General features: G+C 59.7%; 3 protein-coding genes. All 3 read left to right on the plus strand.

The window, feature by feature from the left end; translation table 11 throughout:
• Nucleotides 1-94 precede the first annotated feature (94 nt).
• Nucleotides 95-754 (plus strand): HAD family hydrolase, encoded by a 660-nt coding sequence (locus AC1DT3_RS19890; RefSeq protein WP_477466942.1) that lies wholly within the window; start codon nt 95-97, stop codon nt 752-754.
• 125 nt (nt 755-879) lie between these two features.
• The gene (locus AC1DT3_RS19895) at nt 880-1,455 is read left to right on the plus strand and encodes an NADPH-dependent FMN reductase (protein WP_477466943.1); all 576 of its coding nucleotides are present in this window, start codon (nt 880-882) and stop codon (nt 1,453-1,455) included.
• A 74-nt stretch (nt 1,456-1,529) separates the two neighbouring features.
• The coding region (locus AC1DT3_RS19900) for a DUF6790 family protein (protein ID WP_477466944.1) at nt 1,530-1,800 on the plus strand (271 nt) is incomplete at its 3' end.

The following is a 1,800-nucleotide window of genomic DNA, read 5'->3' on the forward strand; positions in this document are numbered from 1 at the left end:
TGGCAGGGTTGACGGAGCGACCACAGACTCCGTTTGACCCGGGCCGTTGTTTTGTTTCAAAACCCTTTCCGTTGGCTAAGAACGGGACGGTGCAATGCTCAAGGCTCTCATCTTCGACATGGACGGAACGCTGGTACACAGCGATCCCGTCCATCTCCGCGCGTTCGCCGAAGTGCTTGGCCCGGAGGGCGTCGCGGTCGACGAGGAGGTCTATCGCAATACGATCATCGGCCACACCAATCCGTCGATCTTCGCTTCGCTCCTGCCTCATCGGACGGTCGAGGAGCACGTGGATTTCGCCGATCGCAAGGAAGCGGCGTTTCGCCGGCTCGCCGCCGATCTCCAGCCCCTCGACGGACTCTTGGAGTTGCTTGACTGGGCCGAATCTCACGCCCTCGATATCGCGCTCGTCACCAACGCGCCGATGCTCAATGCCGACCACATGCTCGACATGCTGGGCGTTTCGTCCCGCTTCAGCGTGAAGGTGACGATCGAGCAGGTTGCCCGTGGCAAGCCTGATCCGCTTCCGTACCTCACGGCCTTGGAACGGCTTGGAGTGCCGGCCGAGCAGGCGATCGCGTTCGAGGATTCGCCRTCGGGCATGAAAGCTGCCAAGGGCGCAGGCCTATTCTCGTTCGGCGTTCTGACCGGCCTTTCCGCGGAGGAAATGCAGGCAGTCGGCGCCGACCGCACGATCGCCAATTTTCGCGACGCGACCCTCTGGGACATCCTGAGGGAACGTTCGCGCGGCTGATAGCCGAACCAGTCACATGGATGTGATTGGGTTACGCGGATGTGCCTTCTTGCGGCGCGCGACCGGTGCGTACTACCCCGCTCCCATACCTCGATACTCCTCCCTCGAACCGAACCAGGATCAATATGACGTCCAAGCTTCACACCATTGTCGGCAGCACGCGCCCTGGCCGGATCGGCCCCGGCATTGCAAAATGGTTCAATGATTTCGTCGCCGAACATGGCAAGTTCGAGCCTGTTCTGGTGGATCTCGATGCGTTCGATCTGCCGATTTTCGACGAGCCCGAACATCCGATGCGGCAGAACTACAAGAACGATCACACAAAGGCCTGGGCGAAAAGCGTAAAATCCGCCGATGCCTTCGTCTTTGTTACGCCGGAATACAATTATGGCCCGCCGCCATCGCTGGTGAACGCGCTCAACTACCTGTCTCGTGAGTGGAACTATGCTCCGGCTGGCCTCGTCAGCTACGGCGGCGTTTCCGGCGGATTGCGCGCCGCCCAGGCCGTGAAACCGCTACTGACGACGCTGAGAATGATGCCGATCCCGGACGGTGTCGCAATTCCGATGGTCGGAGGTCAACTCGACGAGAACAAGGTTTTCACCGCGTCCGATCYCAACAAGAGTGCGGCGACGACGATGCTCGATGAGCTGCATCGCTGGACCGGAGCCCTGCGCGAGCTGCGCGCGACACGCAAATAGACTTGACTGCCATCAACCCGCTTCCCGTTCCCAACCGTTGCTTCTAGTGTGCATGCGGGGAACGGGGATCGGGCATGGCCGAGGCAATTCGTTTTGTTTTGAGTAACTTCACGCTGACGCTGTTCGTCGTTGGATTGATCGCCTCCGCCATTTCATTGGCACGCCATCATGGGCCACGAACCCGTCGTGTGATTGTCGAGGCGCTGCTTTCCTGGTTCTTGTTTTTTTCACTCGGCGTGAGCTTTTTCTATAACTTCGTCATGCATGCCTTTTTCGGCGAGATGACGGCTCGCTTCATCGGGTGGGCAGACAGTCCGTTCCAGACGGAAGTCGCCTTCGCCAGCC

The organism is Microvirga sp. P4_G7, assembly GCF_056401005.1.